The sequence below is a fragment of the Bacillus sp. XB1 genome (assembly GCF_053557995.1).
Genome location: NZ_JBNRIL010000003.1, coordinates 12,656 through 35,195 on the forward strand (window position 1 = coordinate 12,656; position 22,540 = coordinate 35,195).

Annotated in this window: 22 protein-coding genes and 1 pseudogene; 4 read left to right on the forward strand and 19 right to left on the reverse strand. The window is 36.9% G+C overall.

The features are described from left to right. Positions 1 to 73 precede the first annotated feature (73 nt). The 15 genes from ACK1U5_RS21320 to ACK1U5_RS21390 form a co-directional block, all read right to left on the reverse strand. Positions 74 to 1,585: a tetratricopeptide repeat protein gene (locus ACK1U5_RS21320; protein ID WP_000517720.1), complete on the reverse strand. Its 1,512-nt coding sequence runs from the start codon at positions 1,583 to 1,585 to the stop codon at positions 74 to 76. 139 nt (positions 1,586 to 1,724) lie between these two features. Continuing rightward, positions 1,725 to 2,237: an acyltransferase gene (locus ACK1U5_RS21325; RefSeq protein WP_001255070.1), complete on the reverse strand. Its 513-nt coding sequence runs from the start codon at positions 2,235 to 2,237 to the stop codon at positions 1,725 to 1,727. Positions 2,238 to 2,270: 33 nt separating this feature from the next. Next, the gene (gene ppaX / locus ACK1U5_RS21330) at positions 2,271 to 2,921 is read right to left on the reverse strand and encodes a pyrophosphatase PpaX (protein WP_069605368.1); all 651 of its coding nucleotides are present in this window, start codon (positions 2,919 to 2,921) and stop codon (positions 2,271 to 2,273) included. 67 nt (positions 2,922 to 2,988) lie between these two features. Next, positions 2,989 to 3,801, reverse strand: coding sequence for a prolipoprotein diacylglyceryl transferase (lgt, locus tag ACK1U5_RS21335; RefSeq protein ID WP_000922848.1), 813 nt, complete (start codon positions 3,799 to 3,801; stop codon positions 2,989 to 2,991). Between the two features lie 26 nt (positions 3,802 to 3,827). Continuing rightward, positions 3,828 to 4,757 (reverse strand): HPr(Ser) kinase/phosphatase, encoded by a 930-nt coding sequence (gene hprK, locus ACK1U5_RS21340; RefSeq protein ID WP_001127250.1) that lies wholly within the window; start codon positions 4,755 to 4,757, stop codon positions 3,828 to 3,830. A gap of 156 nt (positions 4,758 to 4,913) precedes the next feature. Then, positions 4,914 to 5,294 carry a phage holin family protein gene (locus ACK1U5_RS21345; RefSeq protein ID WP_001267308.1) on the reverse strand — a complete coding sequence of 127 codons (381 nt, stop codon included), beginning with the start codon at positions 5,292 to 5,294 and terminating at the stop codon, positions 4,914 to 4,916. A 115-nt stretch (positions 5,295 to 5,409) separates the two neighbouring features. Then, entirely contained in the window at positions 5,410 to 5,859 is a 450-nt protein-coding gene (locus ACK1U5_RS21350; protein WP_113710557.1) for a DUF4275 family protein, read from the reverse strand. Between the two features lie 59 nt (positions 5,860 to 5,918). Continuing rightward, complete coding sequence (gene uvrA, locus ACK1U5_RS21355) at positions 5,919 to 8,795, reverse strand: excinuclease ABC subunit UvrA (protein WP_000045558.1); 2,877 nt, start codon at positions 8,793 to 8,795, stop codon at positions 5,919 to 5,921. Between the two features lie 5 nt (positions 8,796 to 8,800). Beyond that, positions 8,801 to 10,777 carry an excinuclease ABC subunit B gene (uvrB, locus tag ACK1U5_RS21360; RefSeq protein WP_000441060.1) on the reverse strand — a complete coding sequence of 659 codons (1,977 nt, stop codon included), beginning with the start codon at positions 10,775 to 10,777 and terminating at the stop codon, positions 8,801 to 8,803. A gap of 150 nt (positions 10,778 to 10,927) precedes the next feature. Beyond that, positions 10,928 to 11,359 (reverse strand): DUF4362 domain-containing protein, encoded by a 432-nt coding sequence (locus tag ACK1U5_RS21365; RefSeq protein WP_000152001.1) that lies wholly within the window; start codon positions 11,357 to 11,359, stop codon positions 10,928 to 10,930. A 45-nt stretch (positions 11,360 to 11,404) separates the two neighbouring features. After that, complete coding sequence (locus ACK1U5_RS21370; RefSeq protein WP_000025225.1) at positions 11,405 to 12,025, reverse strand: hypothetical protein; 621 nt, start codon at positions 12,023 to 12,025, stop codon at positions 11,405 to 11,407. After that, entirely contained in the window at positions 12,022 to 12,783 is a 762-nt protein-coding gene (locus ACK1U5_RS21375; RefSeq protein ID WP_000260337.1) for a MerR family transcriptional regulator, read from the reverse strand. Before ACK1U5_RS21375 ends, ACK1U5_RS21370 begins: the two co-directional genes overlap by 4 nt. A 100-nt stretch (positions 12,784 to 12,883) precedes the next feature. Beyond that, positions 12,884 to 13,111 (reverse strand): hypothetical protein, encoded by a 228-nt coding sequence (locus tag ACK1U5_RS21380; protein WP_000524139.1) that lies wholly within the window; start codon positions 13,109 to 13,111, stop codon positions 12,884 to 12,886. Between the two features lie 147 nt (positions 13,112 to 13,258). Continuing rightward, positions 13,259 to 13,456 carry a helix-turn-helix transcriptional regulator gene (locus ACK1U5_RS21385; protein ID WP_000538364.1) on the reverse strand — a complete coding sequence of 66 codons (198 nt, stop codon included), beginning with the start codon at positions 13,454 to 13,456 and terminating at the stop codon, positions 13,259 to 13,261. Positions 13,457 to 13,753: 297 nt separating this feature from the next. Then, on the reverse strand, positions 13,754 to 14,776 hold the full coding sequence (locus ACK1U5_RS21390; protein WP_113710556.1) for a YeiH family protein: 1,023 nt from the start codon (positions 14,774 to 14,776) through the stop codon (positions 13,754 to 13,756). A gap of 151 nt (positions 14,777 to 14,927) precedes the next feature. On the opposite strand from ACK1U5_RS21390, the gene ACK1U5_RS21395 reads away from it, so the two are divergent. The 4 genes and pseudogenes from ACK1U5_RS21395 to ACK1U5_RS21410 form a co-directional block, all read left to right on the forward strand. After that, positions 14,928 to 15,821 (forward strand): LysR family transcriptional regulator, encoded by an 894-nt coding sequence (locus ACK1U5_RS21395; RefSeq protein ID WP_001099987.1) that lies wholly within the window; start codon positions 14,928 to 14,930, stop codon positions 15,819 to 15,821. Positions 15,822 to 15,872: 51 nt separating this feature from the next. Continuing rightward, positions 15,873 to 16,241 carry a MerR family transcriptional regulator gene (locus ACK1U5_RS21400; RefSeq protein WP_001219199.1) on the forward strand — a complete coding sequence of 123 codons (369 nt, stop codon included), beginning with the start codon at positions 15,873 to 15,875 and terminating at the stop codon, positions 16,239 to 16,241. A 4-nt stretch (positions 16,242 to 16,245) separates the two neighbouring features. Then, on the forward strand, positions 16,246 to 16,785 hold the full coding sequence (locus ACK1U5_RS21405; protein ID WP_070757701.1) for a flavodoxin family protein: 540 nt from the start codon (positions 16,246 to 16,248) through the stop codon (positions 16,783 to 16,785). A gap of 16 nt (positions 16,786 to 16,801) precedes the next feature. Then, positions 16,802 to 16,879: pseudogene (locus tag ACK1U5_RS21410) on the forward strand (macrolide transporter); the annotation flags it as partial. A gap of 100 nt (positions 16,880 to 16,979) precedes the next feature. Here the strand turns inward: ACK1U5_RS21410 and ACK1U5_RS21415 are convergent. The 4 genes from ACK1U5_RS21415 to ACK1U5_RS21430 all read right to left on the reverse strand — a co-directional run bounded on the left by ACK1U5_RS21415 (position 16,980) and on the right by ACK1U5_RS21430 (position 22,467). Continuing rightward, positions 16,980 to 17,291, reverse strand: coding sequence for a heavy metal-binding domain-containing protein (locus tag ACK1U5_RS21415; protein ID WP_000637523.1), 312 nt, complete (start codon positions 17,289 to 17,291; stop codon positions 16,980 to 16,982). Between the two features lie 248 nt (positions 17,292 to 17,539). After that, on the reverse strand, positions 17,540 to 19,087 hold the full coding sequence (locus ACK1U5_RS21420) for an IS200/IS605 family accessory protein TnpB-related protein (protein WP_113710555.1): 1,548 nt from the start codon (positions 19,085 to 19,087) through the stop codon (positions 17,540 to 17,542). 167 nt (positions 19,088 to 19,254) lie between these two features. Further along, positions 19,255 to 20,970 (reverse strand): ABC transporter ATP-binding protein, encoded by a 1,716-nt coding sequence (locus ACK1U5_RS21425; protein ID WP_113710554.1) that lies wholly within the window; start codon positions 20,968 to 20,970, stop codon positions 19,255 to 19,257. A 312-nt stretch (positions 20,971 to 21,282) separates the two neighbouring features. After that, on the reverse strand, positions 21,283 to 22,467 hold the full coding sequence (locus ACK1U5_RS21430; protein WP_113710553.1) for a PDZ domain-containing protein: 1,185 nt from the start codon (positions 22,465 to 22,467) through the stop codon (positions 21,283 to 21,285). Positions 22,468 to 22,540 lie beyond the last annotated feature (73 nt).

The window sequence follows — 22,540 nt, forward strand, 5'->3', positions numbered from 1 at the left end:
TATCCATTCCTACACAATTAAGTTACCCTCATTATACTGTTAGCATCATTTTTTTCCCAATGATTTGCTTATCTTATGTGTGCGTACGCTTAACAGCTTGCACATACTTTCGGACAGTCGCTACAGATACATTATATACATCTCCAAGCTCCGACTGTGTCATTTTATTTCCTTGTTCGCCGCGTACAATGTATTCAATCGCAGCTGACCAGCCGTACACATTTGTAAATATGTCTCCAGATGTATATAAACGTATGAACGTACAAAACCAAAAGTGTAAACACTCTTCAATTAATTCATCATCTTTTTTCGTATAATTGTATAATGCATCCGCAATTCTCGCGCACTGCTCAAATTGCTGTAAATCAGCTGGAATACTCTTATGACTATTAAGTAAAAAGAAGTACTTTGCAAGTTGCGATACGATGGGAACACCGTTCTTCGCTTGCGTTATATCAAAGAAGAATCCAACCTTCTCCGGCGTTGACAATTCATTCATTAAATATAAAGCTAGCATTTGTTCTTCTAGCGTCGCACTTTGCTGAAATGATTTTCGTAATTCTTCAAATAACACGTTTTGCCCTTCATCTGCTAAATTCAGCGCATTCCACGGTTCTTTTCCCTTTTTATCAGGATGTAATTCCACGACATATTGCCACATTTTTTCAGCTAGTTGCTGATCTTTCACCATATACGCAGAATATGCAAACCAATAATAAAAACTAACGTCTCCCTCATATCCTTGACGCTTTAATAGTTTGAACCACTTATATGCATGCTCGAAATAACCAATTGTTGCAAGTGTAGTTCCCAGTTTCAAACGATGTTCAAATGAAATCGGATATACCGAAACTAGCTGTCCCGCTAATGCTTCTACTTGTTTATGCTCTCCAATTGAATATAGAAAAATAAGCGTATTACAAAGCGCATGTATATTGCCAGGATTTTTCTCCAAAATCATTTCTGTTAACTTCAGTGCTTTGTCTACATTACCAGATTGAAAATGTGCAATGGCTAAATTATTATGACCTGACCAAAATTCCGGATAATCTTTCGTAACAATTTCTAATGTAGCAATTGCTTCTTCCAATTGTCCATTACGAATATAGCGATTCGCTTCTTCCTGCATAACAATTAAATCATCTTCATCTTCAATCTCTTCCGCACCCATTGCTTCTTCTTCCATAATCTCAAGAAGTTCTAACGTATCTTCTACGAATTCCTTCTCTTTTGCAACTTCTAAATAACGATCTGCATATTTCTTAGCCTGTTGAAATAACCCCATATATGCATAATTATTTGCAATAAAATAATAGCACTGTTCAAGTTCTGGATTAGATCTAACTAACTTTAAGAAGATTTGATTCGATTCTTGATATTCACCAGCCTCAGATAATACTGATGCTAATTGACATAAAATAAACGGCTCCTTCTCACTTTGTGCCGCTCTTCGAAAATATTTAATTGCATCTTGCAATTTTTGTCCTTTGTAAGCTCTCATCCCTTTTTTATAAAAGAAGTCCGCTAATTGATTAAAAGAGATAACTTGTCCGTTCTCCTTATATATCCTTTGATTTTTCCCCATATATCCTCCAGTTTTTTGTTTTCTTCGTTCACACATTCTTCTATCTATAAGTATAAACGATTCCGTAAAAAACAAAACAGTATATTATACTCAATTATTTCCTTTTTATTCATAAAAAAAGAGGAGAAATGTTACATTTTCACCATGAACCTTCTCTTGCGGTCATTTGCTCTTTCGTATAAATAATACGCATTGGATTTCCACCTACGAAAGCACCGCTCGGTACATCTCTATGAACAAGTGTGCCAGCTGAGACAGTCGCACCGTCTCCAATTTTCACACCTGGTAATATTGTTACATTCGCTCCAATCATTACTTCATTTCCAATGACGATTTCGCCAAGTCGATATTCACGAATTAAATATTCATGTGCTAAAAGCGTTGTGTTATAGCCAATAATCGAATTCTCTCCCACAGTTATCTTTTCTGGGAACATAATATCCGGCATTACCATAAGCGCAAATGATGTTTTCTTTCCTACTTTCATCCGTAAAAAAGTGCGGTACAACCAATTTTTTACGGATAAAAATGGCGTGTAACGCGCAATTTGGATAATAATAAAGTTTTTCATTACCTTCCAAAAAGACACTGTTTTATACACATTCCATAACGAATTTTCTCCTGAAACAGGATAGCGCGTTGTCCGTCGCACTTAGCTCGCTCCTCTACTAACTTACTTGGACCTTTATGAACGGTTCATATTAGACAAAATCGGTAACAAATCACTCATTTTATCTAGCATAAATTCCGGCTTGTAAGCCTCCAAATACGCTCTACCTTTCAACGTCCATGAAACCGCAGCTGTTTTCGTCCCCGCATTTTGACCACCGACAATATCATGATGATTATCCCCAACCATCAATGCCTCTTCTGGTTTTGCATCTAATAATTCAAGCGCTTTTTGAAGTGGCTCCGGATGTGGTTTCACATGCTCTACATCATCAATTGTCACGACAACATCAAAAAATTCATCAAGCTTTGAGAACTGTAATCCCATCTCAACGGTTTGTCTCGCTTTCGTTGTAACAATACCAACTTTATAACCTTGCTTCTTCAACTCTCGAACTGTTTCATATACAGTTTCATATTCTTCTACTAATTCATCATGATGATCATGGTTAAATTTGCGATAGCTAGTAATCATCTCTTCAACCTTACTTTCATCAATCTTGCTGAAAGTATCATGCAAAGATGGACCGATAAATGGCAACACATCTTCACGCTTATATTGATTTGGATAATATGTATTTAAAGTATGTAAAAACGAAGAAATAATAAGTTCATTTGTATTAATTAAAGTTCCATCTAAATCAAATAACACGGTATTTATTCTCATCGCCTTAGTCCTTTCGCCTTCCTGAATATGAAAGAAGCAGCATCTTATAATAAGATGCTACTTGTCTCTAATTTTCTAAATATCTTTTATCAGCTTGCCCCATTTTTCGTCTCACAATAATGAAAATAATAGAAATAACAACAAGTCCAATTGACATTACTTGTGCAATACGAAGTGGTCCTAGCATTAAACTATCTGTACGTAAGCCTTCTACGAAGAAGCGTCCTACTGAATACCAAATTAAATATGTGAAGAATAACTCCCCGCGACGTAAATTCACTTTTCTTAATGCAAGTAGTAAAATTACGCCTGCAAAATTCCATAATGATTCATATAAAAACGTCGGATGATAGTACACACCCTCAATATACATTTGATTAATAATGAAATCTGGTAAATGAAGACCTTCTAAAAACTGTCTCGTTACTTCATCACCATGCGCCTCTTGGTTCATAAAGTTTCCCCATCGGCCAATTGCTTGTCCTAGTAAAATACTTGGTGCAGCAATATCAGCCAACTTCCAGAAGGAAACCCCGCGTCGCTTCGCAAAAAGAATTCCGGTAATAACAGCTCCGATTAAACCACCATGAATCGCCAAACCACCTTGACGAATATTAATAATTTGACTCGGATTTTGTGCGTAATATTCCCATTCAAAAATAACATAGTACATTCTCGCAAAAAGAATAGCGATCGGTACTGCAATTAATACAAGGTCAACAAATGTATCTTTTGGAATACCTAGCCTTTCTCCCTCGCGAGTTGCCAGCCAAAGACCTAATAGCACACCTGTACCGATAATAATCCCGTACCAATACACAGGAAACGGCCCAAGTTGGATAGCTACACGGTCAAGCTGTGGTACAGAAGCTAACAGCATATGTATATGACCTCCCTCTCCAAAGTTTACTCCTGATTTCCTAACTCAATTGCACTCATTAATCGTTCAGAGAACTGCTGTGCTGCATTGACTCCCATACGTTTCAAACGGAAGTTCATCGCTGCTACTTCAATAATAACAGCCAAGTTTCGACCAGGACGAACTGGAAGTGTAATCTTCGTAAGTTCTGTATCAATAATCTTCATCTTCTCTTCATCAAGACCTAAGCGATCGTAATTTTTCTTTTGATCCCAAATTTCAAGATTAATAACAAGTGTAATACGCTTATAATTTCGCACTGCCCCTGCACCGAATAACGTCATAACGTTAATAATGCCTAGACCACGAATTTCTAATAAATGCTCAATTAAATCTGGTGAACTTCCGACTAACATGTCTTCATCTTCTTGACGAATTTCTACACTATCATCCGCAACAAGACGGTGACCACGCTTTACAAGCTCAAGAGCTGTCTCACTTTTACCAACACCACTTTGACCTGTAATTAAAACACCAACGCCGTAAATATCTACTAACACACCATGAACAGCTGTTGTTGGTGCTAACTTACCTTCTAAATAGTTTGTTAAACGACTTGATAATCTCGTTGTCGTTTGAGAAGAACGTAATAAAGGCATACCTGATTCACGTGATGCTTGTAATAACTCATCTGGTACATCTTGATTACGAGTTACAATAATACATGGCGTCTCCTCAGTACAAAGCGCTTTCATTCTCTCTTGTTTTTGCTCTGACGTTAACGTGTCAAAGAAAGTAAGCTCCGTTTTACCAAGAAGCTGCACACGATCTGCTGGATAGTATGTAAAAAATCCTGCCATTTCAATTCCAGGTCGTGATAAATCACTTGTATCAATTGGACGATGAATACCTTCTTCACCACTGATTAACTCCAATTGAAATTGTTCAATTAAATCTTTTGTCCTTACTTTCGGCATATGTATAAACCTCCACTCCGCTGCGGGTTCAGTCTCGTTTGATGTAAAATTCCATTCTATCGGATATTGTACCATTTTTTTCTGAAAACAAGAAATACGGTTTCTAATAAATAGAAAAAAACATTTCATACGAATAATGAAATGTTTTTCTTTTTGTCACTTTCTCTTTTTTTCATATAGAGGCTCAACAATTGCCTTTTCAATTATCATATTAAAAATTGAAATACAAATTGCCGCAACAATCGCTACACCAAATCCTGATATATTAAAAGCATCTCCTAATAATGAATCTGCTATTTTTAACGTAATCGCATTAATAACAATTAAGAAGAAGCCGAAAGTTACAACAGTAATTGGTAGCGTAATTAAAATTAAAAATGGCTTTACGAACACATTTAAAACCGCCAATATAATACTCGCAATAATTGCAGTTTGTATATTTGCTACGTAAAATGCATCTGGTGCAATCCCTTTTAAAAGTCCCGATACAGCGATTAACACAACGCTATTTACAAGAAGTGATACAATCCATCTCATTTCGTCACACATCCTTTTAAACATATATATTTCATCATACGCTAATAGATAATAAACGCAAGTATGATACGAACACTTATATCAACTTATTCTATCTTTCATGCTTGTATACCTACTAACATTTCTTAGTAAAATAAGGGCCGCACCATCTATGTTCATGAGTTTTTACAAAAGTCCAAGTGAACTCTTTATCTACAATATAGATATCACCTTTATACGCATCGTCCCTCTCACACAATATATCATCCATATGTAACAAACTCGCATCCTTTATTAACAGTACCTCATCACAGTGTTGATAGAAAATGTAGCACTCCTTTTTCACTTCATTATGAAACGCGTTCTTTGCTTCTTTCCCCTCTAAACACTTCTTTTTCTCATAACTAAATATGTGCCATAGATAATCACATCCATACTTATCTCCATAAAGAAAAATGTCTTCTTTTTCTTCATCACTTAAATGATTTGCAAAGTTATCCTCCCAGCGCTTCCGAAAATATACACCCCAATTTTGAAACTCTCTTACCTTCATATTTTTCTTCCTTAACACCTCTAAAAACTTCATCTTCTCCCCCTATACAATAAAAACCGAGCGTCATTTCCACCCGGTTTTCATCAATAAACTTATTGCGATAATTCTACTTCTTTTATTTTCTCTTTCATTCTTGCTTTATCACGATTTAAAATCTCTTTTAAATATTTACCTGTGTACGAGCGCTCTTCTTTCACTACTTGCTCTGGCGTTCCGGAAGCAACGATTTGTCCACCTTTATCTCCACCCTCTGGTCCAAGGTCAACTATATAATCAGCTGTTTTTATCACATCTAAATTATGTTCAATTACAAGTACCGTCTCACCGCTCTCAACAAGACGTTGCAACACTTCTAGAAGACGTGCAATATCATGCGCATGCAAACCAGTCGTTGGTTCATCTAAAATGTATAACGTACGTCCTGTAGAGCGACGGTGTAATTCAGAAGCTAATTTCACACGCTGTGCTTCCCCACCAGATAATGTTGTTGCTGGTTGACCTAATTTCATATAACCAAGCCCAACGTCTACAAGCGTTTGAAGTTTACGCTTAATTTTTGGGATATTAGCAAAGAACTCTACTCCATCTTCAATTGTCATCCCTAACACTTCAGAAATATTCTTATCTTTATATTTCACTTCTAACGTTTCACGGTTGTAACGTTTACCATGACAAACTTCACACGGAACGTATACGTCTGGTAAGAAGTGCATTTCGATTTTAATAATTCCATCACCACGGCACGCTTCACAACGTCCACCTTTTACATTAAAGCTGAAACGTCCTTTTTGATATCCGCGCACTTTCGCTTCATTCGTTTGTGCAAACACATCACGAATATCATCGAATACACCTGTATACGTCGCTGGATTAGAACGTGGTGTACGACCGATTGGTGATTGATCAATATCAATTACCTTATCTAAATGTTCAAGACCTTTAATCTCTTTATGAGTACCTGGCTTCGCTTTCGCTTTATATAACTTTTGAGCTAGCGATTTATATAGTACTTCATTAATCATCGTACTTTTACCAGAACCAGATACCCCTGTTACCGCTACAAACGTACCAAGCGGGAATGACATTTTCGCATTCTTTAAGTTATTCTCTTTTGCGCCGACAATCTCTACTTTACGTCCATCACCTTTACGTCTTTCAAGTGGAACTGGAATAAACTCTTTACCGCTTAAATACTTCCCTGTTAATGAATTATCATCTTGCATCACTTCAGCCGGCGTCCCTGCTGAAACGACCTGTCCACCGTGAATACCTGCACCAGGCCCTATATCAAGTAAATAGTCAGCAGCCATCATCGTATCTTCATCATGTTCAACAACAATTAACGTATTACCTAAATCGCGCATTTCTTGCAATGTACGAATAAGACGATCGTTATCACGCTGGTGTAAACCAATTGAAGGTTCATCAAGAATATAAAGTACGCCAGTTAGACGAGAACCAATTTGCGTCGCTAAACGAATACGCTGCGCCTCACCACCTGATAAAGTTCCTGCGGCACGACTTAACGTTAAATAATCTAAACCAACGTTCACTAAGAACCCAACGCGCTCCTGAATTTCTCTTAAAATTAAATGAGCTATTTTTTGTTGCTTCTCCGTTAGCTCTACATTCGAGAAGAATTCTTGTACTTCTTGAACTGAATACTTCGTTACGTCAGCAATCGTTTTATTGCCAACAAATACAGCTAAGCTCTCAGGCTTTAAGCGTCCACCTTTACACTTCGGACAAGCTTGTTCTGCCATATACTTTTCCATTTGCTCACGAATGTAATCGGAGCTCGTTTCACGATAACGACGTTCAATGTTTGGAATAACACCTTCAAATAAAATCTCATTTTCCTTTACTTGACCAAATTCATTTACATAGCGGAAATAAACCTTCTCTTCCCCGCTTCCGTACAACACTTTATCAAATAAATCTTTCGGTATATTTTTCACAGGCACATCCATATCAACGCCGTAGTGATTACATACAGATTGTAAAAGTTGCGGGTAATATTGTGAACTTGTCGGTTCCCAAGGTGCAATTGCATGTTCATTTAATGATAAATCCCAGTTCGGGATAACAAGCTCTAAATCTACCTCTAGCTTTGAACCAAGTCCATCACAAGAAGGACATGCTCCGAACGGACTGTTGAATGAGAACATACGCGGCTCTAATTCTCCGATTGAAAAACCACAATGCGGACAAGCATGATGTTCACTAAATAGAAGTTCCTCTTCTCCCATTACATCAATTAACACTCGGCCTCCGCCAAGCTTTAATGCACTTTCAAGTGAATCAGCAAGACGGCTTGCGATTCCTTCTTTTACAACAATACGGTCAATTACAACTTCAATGGAATGCTTCTTATTTTTATCTAACGTAATATCCTCAGATACATCAAGCATTTCACCATCAACACGTACACGAACATATCCTTCCTTCTTAATATCTTCAAGTACTTTCACATGTGCACCTTTACGCCCAGACACGATAGGAGCTAACACTTGTAATTTCGTACGTTCAGGATATTCAAGAACACGGTCTACCATCTGCTCTACTGTTTGTGATGTAATTTCAATCCCATGATTTGGACAAATTGGCGTACCAATTCGCGCAAATAATAAACGTAAATAATCATAAATCTCCGTTACCGTTCCGACAGTTGAACGTGGATTACGACTCGTCGTTTTTTGATCGATTGAAATCGCTGGTGACAATCCTTCAATCGTGTCCACATCCGGCTTATCCATTTGTCCTAAAAACTGGCGCGCATACGCAGATAATGATTCTACGTATCTGCGCTGCCCTTCTGCATAAATCGTATCAAATGCTAATGATGATTTCCCCGAACCAGACAATCCCGTTACAACGACAAGCTGATTTCTCGGAATGGTTACATCAATATTTTTTAAGTTATGTGCTCTAGCACCTTTTACAACGATAAAATCCTTGCTCTTACTCACTTTTTTCACCCTTCCGCTTTTAATTCTAATAGTAAATCTCTTAGTTCAGCTGCACGCTCGAAGTCTAACGCTTTTGCTGCTTCTTTCATCTCTGCTTCCATCTTCGCAATTGTCTTTTCGCGCTCTTTTTTCGTCATTTTCTTAGAAGGAGTTGCTTCGTATGTTTCTGTCTCTTCAGCAGCTGTCGTTGCACGGATAACATCACGAACGCCTTTTTGAATCGTTTTCGGTGTAATACCATGCTCTTCATTGTAAGCTTCTTGTATACTACGACGACGCTTCGTTTCTTCAATCGCAATCCCCATAGATTTCGTTATACGATCTGCATACATAATAACGCGGCCGTTTTCATTACGCGCGGCACGACCAATTGTTTGAATTAATGAACGTTCTGAACGCAAAAATCCTTCCTTATCAGCATCTAAAATAGCGACAAGTGATACTTCCGGAATATCTAATCCTTCTCGCAATAAGTTAATGCCGACAAGTACATCAAATTTACCGAGGCGAAGATCACGGATAATTTCAATACGTTCTAACGTTTTAATTTCAGAGTGAAGATAGTTAACTTTAATTCCTACATCTTTTAAGTAATCCGTTAAATCCTCTGACATTTTCTTCGTTAAAGTCGTAATTAATACACGTTCATTTTTTGCAATGCGATCTTGAATCTCTCCTAATAAATCGTCAATTTGCCCTTCAATTGGTCGTATATCAATTGGCGGATCTAAAAGTCCTGTTGGACGAATAATTTGTTCTATTACTTCTGGTGACTGCTCTAACTCGTACGGTCCTGGCGTTGCCGAAACATAAATAACTTGATTCGTTTTCTCTTCAAACTCATCAAACGTAAGCGGCCTATTATCTAAAGCCGATGGCAGACGGAATCCATGATCCACAAGCACTTGTTTACGTGCTTGGTCACCGTTATACATCGCTCTTACTTGCGGTACTGATACGTGCGACTCATCCATAACGATTAAGAAATCTTTCGGGAAATAGTCTAATAACGTATACGGCGTTGCCCCCGCTGGACGAAGTGTTAAATGACGGGAGTAGTTTTCAATACCTGAACAAAAGCCCATCTCGCGCATCATTTCTAAATCATAACGTGTACGTTGCTCTATACGCTGCGCTTCTAACAACTTACCGTTATCATTTAACTCCTTTAAACGCTCTTCTAATTCTTTTTCGATATTTTCAATAGCGACCTTCATTTTCTCTTCACGTGTAACGAAGTGAGATGCTGGGAAGATTGCTACATGATCACGTTCTGCTAATACTTCACCTGTTAACGCATTTACTTCACGAATACGATCGATTTCATCACCGAAAAATTCAATTCGAATACAATGCTCATCAAGTGATGCCGGGAAGATTTCAACTACATCTCCGCGTACACGGAATGTACCACGCTTGAAATCAATATCATTACGTCCATACTGTACATCAACAAGTTCACGAAGCAATTGATTGCGGTCTTTTTCCATACCAACTCGAAGCGAAACAACTAGCTCGCGGTATTCTTCTGGAGAACCTAAGCCATATATACACGAAACACTCGCAACGATAATTACATCGTCCCGTTCAAATAATGCAGACGTTGCCGAGTGACGCAATTTATCAATTTCATCATTAATCTGCGCATCTTTTTCAATAAACGTATCTGTTTGCGGCACATACGCTTCTGGCTGATAATAATCGTAGTAACTAACAAAATATTCAACTGCATTATTCGGGAAAAAGTCTTTCAACTCACTATACAACTGCCCTGCTAACGTTTTATTATGAGCCATAACAAGTGTTGGCTTTTGCACTTCTTTAATGACATTTGAAATCGTAAATGTCTTACCCGTTCCTGTCGCTCCAAGCAACACTTGCTTTTTCTTTCCACTATTAATTCCCTCTACAAGCTTCTCTATAGCTACCGGCTGATCACCTTGCGGGGAATACGCTGAGACAATTTCAAATTGACGTTCCAAGAAAATCCGACCTCCTCATAAAAATCTGTATTATTATTTTACCACGAATACCTATAAAAAACCTAAAAAAACGAACAGATATTCGGTAAAGTTTTCGACAATATACACATAGAAAAAGGAAGGAGTAAATACTTCCTTCCTCTACTAATTCTATTTTTTAGGTACATATACTAAGTCATATCCATTGCGCCCAGCTTCATTCATACAATCTATTAACCGATAAGTACTTTCTGATTCGCGCTGCTCTTTAACAATACCTTTACAACTATCTTTATGTAACCCTTTATCCTTCCCAGCAAATTTGTCTTTTCTATTATCTGACACATAAAATATATCGTTCCCACTATACTCTAACGTTTGAAAAATCGGGTCCCCTTCAAGGGTATACTGTACAATTCTTATTTTATCAACTTCCCTTTGCTCGACATTCAAAACGAACTTTTCAAATTTATCTAGATTGAGAATTCCTGCTCCCTTTACAATGACATCATTCTTCTTATCAATTGTAGTGCTAGATGGTGAACATGCTACTAAACTAAAGAGAAATAGACTTATAAAACTGGTTCTTTTTCCTATTGTCATCCTCTCCTATAAAAATTATTTGTATACCAGAAAAGCTACTTTCAATTATGAAAGTAGCTTTTCTTTTCCTTTCTCCTTCTTCGGAAAAATCACATATGAAAATGAAATCGCTGTATCAACTAAAAATATAATCGCCCACACTTGACTCACGCGACTTGCAGCTTTATTTAAAACGATTCCCGATTCTAACCAATTACCCCATTGTTCAAATGGAATAAATCCATACGCGAAGAAAAAGAATATGTGCACACCAACGAATAAAACAAGATGTAATACCCAATTTTTTATTTCCTGCTTTGCATAGGCCATACCTGTTAATTCTACCTGTTCTTCAATAATAGGCGCCGGTTCATTACGCCATTTCGCAACTGATTTTTGTACAAATATATCAAGCTTCTTTAAATCCTTTTTCCCGTAGAAAACTGCATATAATAAAATGATTACAGTAATAATCTGAAAGTTAGAGAACTTTCCTGTTTGATAATAGTCCACTACCCCTAAAGTTAAAATAAATACTTCATTTACGAGGAGTACAATCCCCATAATAAAACTCGCTCTTTTCAAACGGAATCCGTAGCGAAGTAAAAAGAAACCGATAGCTGATAACCAAAATACAATTTCTGCCCCAATTAAAAAATACCAACGATATTCTGCGAGTATACTCATTTATCCTTCTCCCTTTCATCATAAATACGAAAAGCCTCATCCATATATGCTAAAAGTTCTTCTTCAATTGGATACATGCTCATTTTCTGTGAATCTTCCTTCGATTTTCTAACTTCCCATAACTTATCTAAAAACGCTTCGTCACCATTAGCCATTTCTAAACATTTCTGCATTAATTTCTTCGTTGCCTCTTGTACTTCATCACTTGCGACTTCTTTACCGTCTTTCATAAAAGTACGTAATTGCTTTAATAAATCTACCCATTCTAAAACATTCGGATCTTCCTCACTCATATTTGGCAAATTCTGAAGCAATTTTTGTTCTTCCTTTGAAAATACTTCATTTTGAAATATTTCACGTATACGAGGAGACTGTTTTGAAAGCTGAATAAGTTCAAACATAACTTTCCAATCAAGTTCTCCCTCTACATCTACCGAATAAACAACTGCTTGTAAAACACGCTCCATTCGATTAAATTTCTTTTGTTCTTCCTGTACAAACCGAAGTTGTTTTTCAAGCGAATTTTTTAAATCCAGCTCACCTTTTACTAACATATTCGCAGCTTCTTTTAATGAAAATCCCATTTCTTTCAAAAATAAAATTTGTTGCAAACGAATAACGTCATTTTCACTATATAACCGATGTCCACCCTCTGTTTTTCCGCTCGGCTTTAATAAATCTATTTGATCATAATAACGTAATGTACGTACTGTAACCCCTGTTTCTTTCGTCAATTCTTGTATTGAAATCACTACCATCACCTCTTCCCTCTCATTATAAAAGATGACGTTACGTAACTTTCAAGCGTTTTGTGAAAAAAATACAAAAAGCTGTTTATACAAAGTGTATAAACAGCTTTTATGGAAATAACCCCTTTTGTATGGCGCGCCCACAAAATAAAATAAGTGCTCCAACAACAACACTCGTTGCCGTTTTATGATAATGGGCTAATAATAATAAATAATACGATAAACCTACAGTACCAATCATAATACAAATGCTCGGCACTGGATTACGAGAAAAGTTTTGCATTCCCCAAAGAAGCGAAAATATAGCTGTAGCGACACATAACACCGGTAATCCCATCCCAGTTCCCCTTTTTCTATCTATTATTCCTTGTTGCTAACACGCTCGTTGATGCGATACTAATTAATAAATCAAAACCAATCCTTATATATTTAAACGTTTACTCTAATTGAAATCTCTCAAACTTATCGTTCATTTTCTCTCCCCTTACTCCAGCGTAAAGATTTCCTCCACCTTCACTCCAAAATACTTGGCGATTTTTAAAGATAACTCTAGACTCGGATTGTAATGATGGTTTTCAATCGCCACTATCGTCTGCCGCGTCACTTGCATCGCCTTTGCCATTTCAACTTGCGTTATATGATTTTGCTTTCTTAACTCTTTTATTTTATTTTTCACACCCATAGGCTCCACCTTCAAAAGTAAAGATATCTTTACTTAAATTATAAATATTTTCCAGTTATAAGTAAAGATATCTTTACAAATTTTAGAAAAACGTTTCACTGAACACCTACTCTAATAAAGTACAAGAGTAATTCAATTTATATCAGCGCAACTTAAATTATATCGGCGATTTCCCAAATATATCAGCGCAACTCCATTTATATCGGCGATTTTTCAAATATATCGACATCCGTAGCGCTACTATAATCATAAGAAAAAGCTGTCCCCAAATACCTTCGGGAACAGCTTTCTCCTCTACTACATAAATCCTAGCGCATATACAAGAACGTATCCAAGAACCGATAAGCAAACCGAGCCAATCAGCCCCGCCACGAACGCTTTGCTTCCTAACTTACGGAACGTTTTAAACTCTACATTTAAACCAAGTCCTGCCATCGCCATTGCGATTAGCATATAAGCAATGACAACAATGTATCCCGCAACAACTTCTGGAATAATCCCGAGCGAATGCACGGCACTCATCGCTAAAAATCCGAAAATGAACCATGGAATTGGAAGGTCGCGCCACGATCTTTTTTCCTTGCTTCCTTCACTCTTTCCAAACCATAATCCAATTAAAATTGCTACTGGTACGAGCATTGCAACGCGCGTTAGCTTCACGATAACTGCGATGTCTATAGCCGTACTTCCTCCTGGCGCCGCGGCTGCGATAACATGAGCAATTTCATGCAGCGTGGCCCCTGAGAATACACCGTAACCATATGGAGATAGGCCAAGCACTGGATATAATAACGTATAAATAAGCGTAAATATCGTACCTAAAATAGCAATAATTGCGGCACCAACTGCCGTTTCATCATCTTTTGCTTTCACTTGCGGCGCAATTGCCACGACCGCTGCTGCGCCGCAAATTGCTGTCCCGCATGCTGTTAAAATCCCAAGTTTCTTTTCTACTTTAAATACTTTCGTTAGTCCATATACAACGAAAATCGTAAATGTAATAACAACCGCTGCGATGACCAATACTTTCGGCCCTGCCTTCGCAATATCAACAAGATTTAATCGCATTCCAAGTAAGATGATCCCAAAGCGCAGCAACTTCTTACTTGCAAAGTTCGTCCCTGCAATCGCATCTTGAGGGACTCCAATTGCCGCACGCCAAACCATCCCAATTAGAATAGCAATTACTAATTGTCCCATAATATTTAAAAATGGAAGCTCTGCTAAATATTTCGCCACAATTGCGATTAATAATGTAATCCCAATTCCTTGCGAAAATCCAAAACGCTTCTTCTTTTGTATAACAAGTGTTTGTTCCATTTTGAACCACTCCAATAATCGTATTGGAACATGCATGTTCTTTCTACTTACATTATAAGAGAGTTTCTATAATAAGTTTAATACCAATACCAAATCTCTATCATTAGAAATACTTATGATAAGATAATAGAAAAAGAAAGGAGCCCATTATATGAACGTAGACATTTTAAAAATTTTTGTTACTGTCGTTGAACAGAAACACTTCTCCCGTGCAGCAGAATTATTAAACCTTTCACAGCCTGGAGTAAGTATGCATATACGCAACTTAGAAAACGAATTTGGCACTACACTTATTCAACGCTCCCCGAAGCACGTCCAAGTTACTGAAGCTGGAAACATATTATATATACATGCAAAGCAAATGCTCTCTCTTTACGAAGATGCTAAACAAGAAATTAATGAACTACATAACGTTGTAACAGGAACACTGCGCATTGGTGCTAGTTTTACAATTGGCGAATACTTACTTCCAAAAATACTGGCTAACTATGCGAATGAAAATCCACACGTCGAAGTTCATACTTTCATCTCAAATACAGAAGACGTTTTGCAAAGCCTTCGCTCTAATCAAATTGATATCGGCCTAGTGGAAGGACAAGTCGTATACGCCGACGTAGATGTTGAAACATTTATGCAAGATGAAATGAAGCTCGTCGTCCCGCCAAATCATCCATTACTCCGCACAAATGAAATAAATGAAAGTACACTCCAAGATCAAGTATGGGTATTAAGAGAAAGTGGTTCTGGTACACGCGCTTATAGTGACCGCTTTATTCATCAACACCATTTAAAAATGAAACGATTCTTTACATTCAGTAGTATCCAAAGCGTAAAGGAAGCTGTTAGTGCCGGGCTTGGCATCGCTATCCTTTCTGATTGGACTGTACGGAAAGAGCTATTAGCAAAAGAACTATTCCACGTCGAAGTTCCAAATGAACAACTAATCCGTCCGTTCTCCATCGTGCGCGGTAAATATTTCATTCCATCTAAAGCCATTCAAGTGTTCTTAAATCATGTAGATTCTTTTGCGAAAAAACAGAGTTGACCTTCACATTAGTGTGAAGGTTTACAATACATGTAAAAGGAGTGAAATACATTGCGAATTGGAGAATTATCAAAAGAAACTGGCGTTAGTGAAAGATCACTAAGACATTACGAAGAAAAGGGCTTACTCCCTTCTAAGCGCCTTGCAAATGGTTACCGTGATTTTGATGAAAGTGCCATCGAAAAAGTGGAGCTTATTCAAATGTACTTACAAATTGGCTTAAATTTAGAAGAGACGGCAAGGATGCTGCGCTGCCTTGAAATTGAACCGCACCTGTACGACAATCCGTGCAGCAGTATCCTTACGCTTTACGAAGATAAACTCAATGAAGTAACAAAGCAAATCTCATTGCTTTCCAACATCCAAACGAATTTGCAAAAACACGTTTCACTCCTAAAACATGCAAAAGAAAAGGGATGATTACATGTTTGTTATACATGGCAGTTCAAGAAAAAACGGAAATACAGAAGCTTTAACACATATGATGATAGAGGACATTGAAACAGAACAAATTTATTTGCGTGATCATACCGTCTATCCTATTACAGACCAACGTCATGATGCAGAAGGATTCCAATCCGTAAATGATGACTATGAGCAGTTAACGAAACGCATGCTAGAACACGACACGATTATCTTTGCTACACCATTATATTGGTACGGAATGAGTGGACATATGAAAAATTTTGTTGATCGCTGGTCACAAAGCTTGCGCGATACATCCCTTCATTTCAAAGAAAAAATGAAAGGCAAAAAAATGTATGTTGTCATCGTTGGCGGGGACAACCCAAAGGTAAAAGCATTACCGCTTATTGCTCAATTCCAATATATCTTTGATTTTGTTGGCTCTTCATTTGAAGGTTATGTTATTGGGAATGCGAATGGAATAGATGAAATCCAAAATGATGCTGAGGCGCTAGCGAAGGCACAAATTTATAATAACGAATTCAAAAATCATAAATAGAAATAAGTTTGACAAAAACGATGACATCAAATCTCTCGAACAAGAATACGAAACATTATTAATTGAAATCCGGAAATGTAAAGAGGCACTCTAATGTCTTCCCTATATATCGACGGGACCTTCCGCATTTCCCAAGAAATATTGAAACTTCGACATAGAATATAAAAAGCCGTGCACCAGCACGGCTTTTTACTTTATATACGAACAGCAGTCCCGCTCACCGCAACCATTAGCATCCCTTCGCGAACTACTTCGTAATCCACGTCGATACCAACAATTGCATTCGCATTTTTTTGTCTTGCGAAAGTTTTCATTTCTTCCATTGCGATGTCGCGCGCTTCTTTTAATTTACTTTCATAAGCGCCAGCACGACCGCCGACAACGTCACGAACAGAGGCGAAAAGGTCACGAACGATATTCGCGCCCATAATCGCTTCTCCATTGACGATATCGATATACTCAATAATTTCTTTTCCTTGAATTGTAGACGTTGTTGTTACAATCATACTTTATAGCCTGGTTTAAAATTCTTATAAAAATCTATAAATTGTTGGCGAACCAAGTCAAATGCCAACTACCGAAAAGGAATCTCACCTTTTTCCTGTCCGTAAGGGTTGTGACCTTTTCATCCACCTATTGTGAAAGAATGACGGCAGGTTCCTGTTAGGAACGATCTGTCCTTGCATACTACCATTCATCCAAGTCAGTAGTATGCAAGAGGTTATAAGAAATAAACCAGTACCCCCCTTCTCATTTAAATTTTAAATACGAATTGTTGATTGCTCATATAAATAGTTTTGTGAAGAATGCTCCACAATTTCCAATTATGATATTCTTTCCACGTTTGAATTGTTTGTAACCATTTTTTATATACTTTTTGCGTATTCTTTTTACTTTCTTCCATGGAAGCAACAAGAATACGCAGTTTTGTTGTAATTTGGTTTTTTAATAATAATATAATTTCTTGTGGTAATTGTTCTTGCAATTCTAATCCACGTCTTGCGATCGTGAATGCGGCTGCTTCATGAACACTAATACCAAAATTTTTACTGTATTTTAATTTTCCGATCACACTTGTATAAGCGGGGTTTACTCTTTTAACAGAAAATCCGTTACGAAGAGCCATACGAATTAAACTGTTCAACATCTTTTTATACGTAAATTGATGGAAATTACGATTACTGTATTTATCAGTATCATGAGATTGTTGAAACTTTAAATCTTCTAAAACAATTCCACCTACATTGTTTTCCAATAACCATGTTTTAATTTGTTGTACGATTTGTCCAATTATCGTTGCGCGTTTGTTTGTTGAAAATGTATTCAGATTGTGTAGATAAAAAATTTTTGAACCTTTAAAATTACCTTGTTTTGTACATAAACTAACTGCAATGCGGTCCGGATTTACATCAATTCCTGCAATTACATCTGATTGTGGTGTTTCCTTGAAATCTAATACACGACCTATTTCTGTTTCATCAAACGTAATATTCACATAAAATTCATTTTGTTTACGAATGATTTCTACACTATATTTTTGATGCTCTATAATCGGTTTTCCTTTTGGATTTACACCGATTTGCTTTCCCATAACGACATTTGTAATTTGATGATAAAAATGATATGGAATGATAATCGGAACTTTGATTCGTGGGCTTTTTGTTTTTCCATTTGTTCGTCCTAATGGATTTGCAATTTCTAACCATCCTTGCCCACAGTCATCAACTGTAATGCGCATGTTCAAATTCCCTTTTTTGCTTTTATCTCCACGAGAATATAATTGTCGTGTCCGCAAATCTTTCCATTCTTGATTGGATATCTTGTTTTTCATTCTTTCATAGAAATTTTTCCGCCCACCAAAAATAATAGGAGGTAATGTTTTATTTTTAATATGTTTTGCATACGTTTCAATTCTTTGTTCTAATTTTTGTTTTCGTTTTCTTAAGCCAATTAAACAAGTTTCTAATGCAACTTGTTTAGGTCTTTTTTTGCCGCGTTCATAATCATCTATTTTTTGTAACGTCTTTTCTAACTTTTTTTGATTGTTTTCTAGGTAAACAGGAAGAAGTTCTTTTTGAGAGAAAAGGATCGTTTGCGCTTGTAAAATTGCATCTTCACAAAAACGTTTATTTAACAAATATTTAGGTTGTAGTTTTTTTATCAATTCTTTCTCGTTTTCGCCCTCAATCAAACGATTAAAACTATATCGTTTTGCACTTTCGAACGTACGGATTAAAGTAATTAAATCTTCCGTTTGTTCTTTTGTAATAGAATTGATTTTACAAGTACGTGTTGTTTTCATCCTTCCCCCCTTTTCATCACCTGAAAATATTATAGGTTGAATTCTGTAAACTATAAAACCTGTAATTGTAAATTTTTATAGTTTTTTATAGATTCTTATTTACTGTTATTACCTCCCATATGAGATTTTTACCTACTTATGGTGCACTAATTCAGTACAAATTATATTTACGAACTAAACTGAGCTTCGTATAACCTACTGTATCCTCCGCCTTGCTCAATTAATTCATTATGTGAACCTTGTTCTGCAATGCCATCTTTATTTACAACGACGATGCGATCTGCATTTTTAATCGTTGCAAGTCTGTGAGCGATAACTAGCGTTGTGCGACCGACAGCTAATTCAGCAAGCGATTTTTGAATCGCAAGTTCTGTCTCTGTATCTAGTGCAGAAGTTGCTTCATCCAATATTAAAATTGGTGGGTTTTTCAAGAACATACGAGCAATAGCTAGACGCTGCTTTTGTCCACCTGAAAGTTTCACGCCGCGCTCACCGATAACAGTATCTAAACCTTCCGGCTGTGAGTAAATTAAATCTTCTAACTGCGCACGTTTTACTGCCTGCCAAATTTCAGGCTCTGATGCCTTTAAATTTCCGTAAGCGATATTTTCACGAATTGTTCCTGAAAATAAGAACACGTCTTGCTGCACAATTCCAATTTGCTTACGAAGTGAAGATAATGTCATATCTTTCGTATCAATTCCATCAATTTGAATCGATCCAGATGATTGCTCATAAAAACGTGGTAATAGGCTACATAAAGTCGTTTTCCCAGCTCCTGATGGTCCAACGAACGCAACCGTTTCACCTGCATGTATTTTCAAACTAATGTCATTTAAAATTGGTTCTTTATTTTCATATCCGAACGTAATGTTGTTATATTGAATATCACCATGTACATGTTTAACTTCCATTGCATCTTTAGAGTCTACAATGTCAGGCTCTGTTTCAAGAAGCTCTACATATCTTTTAAAACCGGCGATTCCCTTCGGATAGCTTTCGATTACCGCGTTAATTTTTTCAATTGGGCGGAAGAAAATATTCGTTAATAGAACGAATCCGATAAATCCACCGTACGTTAATTCTCCTTGCAGAACAAACCATGTACCGCATATTAAGACGAAGAGCGTTACGAGCCGCATGAGCATATAACTAATCGATGAATTTAACGCCATAATTTTATACGCCATTAATTTCGTTGTACGAAAACGAGCGTTGTTGACAGCAAATTGCTCTTTCTCAAACTTTTCATTTCCGAATGCTTGTACAACACGAATTCCCCCAACATTGTTCTCAATGCATGCATTAAAATCAGCAACGTCTGAGAATAAACGTCTAAATGTACCTGTCATTTTTTTATTGAAGTAAAGTGCTAACCATAATAGGAATGGAATGACGAAGAACGTTAATAACGCTAACTTCCAGTTAATCATTATCATAAATGAAAATGCCCCAACTAAAGTCATTACGGCGATAAATAAATCTTCCGGTCCATGGTGAGCAATTTCCCCAATTTCCATTAAATCGTTTGTAAGGCGTGAAATTAAATGACCTGTTTTATTATTATCAAAAAATCTGAATGATAGCTTTTGAATATGATCAAATAATTTCTGCCTCATATCTGTTTCAATGTTAACACCAAGCATATGTCCCCAATATGTAACGACATATTGTAAGCCTGCATTTAACATATAAACTGCGAGTAAACCGAAACAAGCCCATAAAATAAGCGTCCAGTTTTGCCCTGGCAATAACTTATCAATAAATTGATTTACGATAAGCGGGAAGCCGAGTTCTAATAATCCTGCGACAACCGCACAAGAAAAGTCGAGTATAAATAAACCTTTATACGGTTTATAGTACGAGAAAAATTTACGCAGCATATCTTACCTCCATTTTCCAAAATTAAAAAGACTCCCTAAATGATAACCATTATCAAATAATTATTCAAGTTATCCGTCTATGAAACTGAAAATAAGCTTTGCGATAGTTGTCGTTTTTTGCTGGAAAGTCGATATATTCGAATAATCGCCGATATATTTCGAGTTGCGCTGATATATTTGCAAAATCGCCGATATATTTCAAGTTGCGCTGATATATTCGGATAATCGCCGATATAAATTTCATTTACTAACTACTCTCCCCTCCCCCAAAAACAAAAAAGGTACCACCACAAGGTGATACCTTTCCTTCTATTACATCGCTTCCGAATCCCACTCGTGCTCCTGCTCAACGAATACAATACCTAATTCGTGATGTCCACCAGCATATAATGCAGTTTGTGCAAGACGAAGCTCACCATTTGTATCTAATACTTCTAATTTACAAAATGCTCCTGTCGTCTTCGTTTGAAGCGCATCATAAAATTCCTCGGCGCTTTTTGGAATGACTCCATTTACTTTCGTAATAATTTCTCCAGGCAGTAATTTTAGCTCTGCTCCAATTGTATTTGGAATTGTATCTAGTACAACGAGCCCATCATTGCGTGCAGCAAAATATGCTGGTCTTGTTTCATCGGCAATTTTCTCTTGCATCGAGATTGTGAAACGCCCAAGCATTGCGACTCCCATCGCGATAATTGCAAGTACGTGCCACCAATAACTTGTGATTCCTAAAACGAGCACAAGTCCTGCTAATCCATAAACACGTCTTCCTGTAAATAATAAAGCTTCCGTCGGCTCATAACTTTTAATCTTTCTCATAAATCCAATTAAAAATGGAACGAGGAATAGAGAATATGTATTTGACCCTATTGAAACGACAGGCCACCATGAAATAAACTGAGTTACCGCATCACCCGGTACAAGAATAAAAATAGGAACGATCCATAAACGCTTTGATTCGTGTAAACCAATCTTTAATCCACGCTTCCCCTTCCTAATCCTCGGCGTCGAATATCCTACTGCGTTTTTAGAAATCAATAAGCCTTCTACAATAAGCATAACGCCTAGTAAAATAACAAGGGATACAATGGTACTCTCTTCACCTTCTCGAAGCTGTAAAAAGGAAACTGGTAGCTTAGAAGATAATAGAACACATACAATCGCAATGCTAAATGTATAAGCTGCCGATAAATATCGATACATAGCCGTTAATCCAAATAGTAACGTCCAAATTAAAATGGCCCATAAGCTTGCTTTAGAAACAACAAGTCCAAGCCCAATCGTAACAATAGATACTACTAATCCGTATCCAATCCCTGCAAATAGAGAGGTTCGCAGTTCAAACCAAATATCATAAACTTTAAAAGAAAAATCTTTTCGTTCTCTTAACATACGTAAGTATCCAACGAAGATACTACTTATTACAAATATATAGACAGCAGGGTGTAAGAAAAAACGTCCAACTGCCCGCATTATTTCAAAAATCCACGCCTCCATGAACTCATTCACCACCATTTATATCATTCTTTCTTTTTATATTATCATAACTAAACAAACGTTTGTTTAACAC

What these genes read in the sequence shown, in the direction of transcription:
- ACK1U5_RS21380 (WP_000524139.1), bottom strand. Translation starts at nt 13,111, where the DNA reads ATGGGATTACCGGTGTTATGTGTCGCTACAGCTATATTTTCGCTTCTT.
- ACK1U5_RS21320 (WP_000517720.1), bottom strand. Translation starts at nt 1,585, where the DNA reads ATGGGGAAAAATCAAAGGATATATAAGGAGAACGGACAAGTTATCTCT.
- ACK1U5_RS21350 (WP_113710557.1), bottom strand. Translation starts at nt 5,859, where the DNA reads ATGAAGTTTTTAGAGGTGTTAAGGAAGAAAAATATGAAGGTAAGAGAG.
- lgt (WP_000922848.1), bottom strand. Translation starts at nt 3,801, where the DNA reads ATGCTGTTAGCTTCTGTACCACAGCTTGACCGTGTAGCTATCCAACTT.
- ACK1U5_RS21415 (WP_000637523.1), bottom strand. Translation starts at nt 17,291, where the DNA reads ATGATTGTAACAACAACGTCTACAATTCAAGGAAAAGAAATTATTGAG.
- hprK (WP_001127250.1), bottom strand. Translation starts at nt 4,757, where the DNA reads ATGCCGAAAGTAAGGACAAAAGATTTAATTGAACAATTTCAATTGGAG.
- ACK1U5_RS21395 (WP_001099987.1), top strand. Translation starts at nt 14,928, where the DNA reads ATGAACGTAGACATTTTAAAAATTTTTGTTACTGTCGTTGAACAGAAA.
- ACK1U5_RS21430 (WP_113710553.1), bottom strand. Translation starts at nt 22,467, where the DNA reads ATGGAGGCGTGGATTTTTGAAATAATGCGGGCAGTTGGACGTTTTTTC.
- ACK1U5_RS21390 (WP_113710556.1), bottom strand. Translation starts at nt 14,776, where the DNA reads ATGGAACAAACACTTGTTATACAAAAGAAGAAGCGTTTTGGATTTTCG.
- ACK1U5_RS21365 (WP_000152001.1), bottom strand. Translation starts at nt 11,359, where the DNA reads ATGACAATAGGAAAAAGAACCAGTTTTATAAGTCTATTTCTCTTTAGT.
- ACK1U5_RS21345 (WP_001267308.1), bottom strand. Translation starts at nt 5,294, where the DNA reads ATGAGATGGATTGTATCACTTCTTGTAAATAGCGTTGTGTTAATCGCT.
- ACK1U5_RS21420 (WP_113710555.1), bottom strand. Translation starts at nt 19,087, where the DNA reads ATGAAAACAACACGTACTTGTAAAATCAATTCTATTACAAAAGAACAA.
- ppaX (WP_069605368.1), bottom strand. Translation starts at nt 2,921, where the DNA reads ATGAGAATAAATACCGTGTTATTTGATTTAGATGGAACTTTAATTAAT.
- ACK1U5_RS21425 (WP_113710554.1), bottom strand. Translation starts at nt 20,970, where the DNA reads ATGCTGCGTAAATTTTTCTCGTACTATAAACCGTATAAAGGTTTATTT.
- ACK1U5_RS21370 (WP_000025225.1), bottom strand. Translation starts at nt 12,025, where the DNA reads ATGAGTATACTCGCAGAATATCGTTGGTATTTTTTAATTGGGGCAGAA.
- ACK1U5_RS21385 (WP_000538364.1), bottom strand. Translation starts at nt 13,456, where the DNA reads ATGGGTGTGAAAAATAAAATAAAAGAGTTAAGAAAGCAAAATCATATA.
- ACK1U5_RS21405 (WP_070757701.1), top strand. Translation starts at nt 16,246, where the DNA reads ATGTTTGTTATACATGGCAGTTCAAGAAAAAACGGAAATACAGAAGCT.
- ACK1U5_RS21375 (WP_000260337.1), bottom strand. Translation starts at nt 12,783, where the DNA reads ATGGTAGTGATTTCAATACAAGAATTGACGAAAGAAACAGGGGTTACA.